This window comes from Streptomyces sp. NPDC031340, assembly GCF_055569945.1.
The window spans coordinates 1-1,779 of record NZ_JBVIIE010000129.1; the positions used below are offsets into that span (position 1 = coordinate 1).

Annotated in this window: 2 protein-coding genes; one reads left to right on the plus strand and one right to left on the minus strand. The window is 69.5% G+C overall.

Annotated elements, in window-relative coordinates; all coding sequences use genetic code 11:
• Positions 1-229 precede the first annotated feature (229 nt).
• Positions 230-1,444 (plus strand): IS110 family RNA-guided transposase, encoded by a 1,215-nt coding sequence (locus ACZ5GT_RS40710; protein ID WP_469036984.1) that lies wholly within the window; start codon positions 230-232, stop codon positions 1,442-1,444.
• 21 nt (positions 1,445-1,465) lie between these two features.
• Here the strand turns inward: ACZ5GT_RS40710 and ACZ5GT_RS40715 are convergent.
• Positions 1,466-1,779: DUF7660 family protein (locus ACZ5GT_RS40715; RefSeq protein ID WP_469036986.1), on the minus strand; the 314-nt coding region annotated here is incomplete at its 5' end.

Here is a 1,779-nt window from a genome sequence, read left to right on the forward strand (position 1 = left end):
CGGCACTGACATTGATAGTGGTACGCAGGTTCCGGTGGTCGTGGCTCGGGCACTGACTGACGCCCTGCTGGGTTGTCCTCCCGTTGTTCTGTCCGGCTGCCGGGGCTTGTTCTCATGGCTTCGGCCGGGCGGAACATGACCTGATAGGAGCTTGGTCAGAAGCCCCCTCAATGTCCTGTCTGCGCCACCCGGCCGACGCCTGCCTCCGGACTGGGAAGGCGTTACCAGCATGGCAGCAGTGACGGCACAGGACACAGCCGATGAGATCGTGTGCGGCGGGGTCGACTCCCACGCCGACACGGTTCACGTCGCGGTCATCAGCGACAACGGCGGTCACCTCGCGGACGCCGAGTTCGCCACCACCGCCGCGGGTTATGCCGCGGCGCTGGCCTTCCTGACCGCGCACGGTCACGTGATTGCAATCGGCGTGGAAGGCACCGCCTCCTACGGGGCGGGCTTCACCCGGGCCGCCCGCTCGGCCGGCCTTCACGTGGTGGAGGTCAACCGGCCCGACCGGGCCGAACGGCGCCGCATCGGAAAGTCCGATCCCATCGACGCCTACGCCGCCGCTCGCGCCGCCCTGTCCGGACGGGCCTCCGGCGCGCCCAAGGACGACACCGTCGCCGGGATACGCGCCCTGCACAACGCCGCCCGCTCCGCCGTCAAGGCCCGCACCGCCGCCCTGAACCAGATCGGGCACATCCTCATCAGCGCGCCCGAGGCCGTCCGCGCCAAGTACGGCCGACTGAAGGGAACAGAGCGCACCGACACCCTGGCCCGGCTGCGGCCGGGCGGGGACGCCGTCCACACCGCGGTCCTCACCGCGCTCAAAAGCCTCGCCCGGCGTGTCAGAGAGCTGACCGTCGAACACGAAGCCCTGACCCGGGCTCTGGACAGCGAGGTCACCGCCCACAACCCCGGCCTGCGTGCTGTCCACGGAGTCGGCCCCGACACCGCGGCCCAGCTGCTGGTCACCGCCGGCGGCAATCCCGACCGCATGCGGACCGAGGCTTCCTTCGCCGCCCTCTGCGGAGCCGCCCCGGTCCCCGCCTCCAGCGGCAGAACGAACCGGCACCGCCTCTCACGCGGCGGCGACCGGGCGGCCAACGCCGCCCTCTACCGCATCGCCCTGGTCCGCATGTCCAGCGACTCCCGCACCCGCGAATACGTGGCGCGGCAGACCGCCGCCGGCCGGACCAAGAAGGAGATCATCCGGCTCCTGAAACGGGCCATCGCCCGCGAGATGTTCCGCTGCCTGACCACCACCGTCGCCGTCCCCGGCATCGCCGACCTGCGGCCTCTGCGCCAGTCCAAGAACATCACGCTCACCGCGGCCGCCCGTCACTTCGGGGTCTGGCCGGCCACCGTCTCCACCCTCGAACGCGGGATCCGCCGGGACGACGACCTCGCCCAGGCCTACCGCGACTGGCTCCACGCGGCCTGACCGTTCGACGCGAACACCACTTCACTCATAGACAGTCGCGGCCTGAAGCGCTCTGGCCAGGAAGGCCCAGTCCCCGTCTTCAGGGAGATCCTTCCCCACGTTCTGGTACCAGCCCGGCGAGTCATGCACCCACGCCGCAAGGGCCTCAAGGAAACCGTCGAGGCTCTGGTTCTCCCACTCGTGTCCCCGACGGAGGTAGTCCTGACGCAGTTCTCGAACGAAGGAGACCAGTTCGTCGCGGCTGCGGACTTCGTCGTCGGGAGTCAGTGACATGCAACGAAAGTACCTTGCGCCTCCTGCCTCAGAGCGCTTGACGAGCAATAGGAGCATCAACG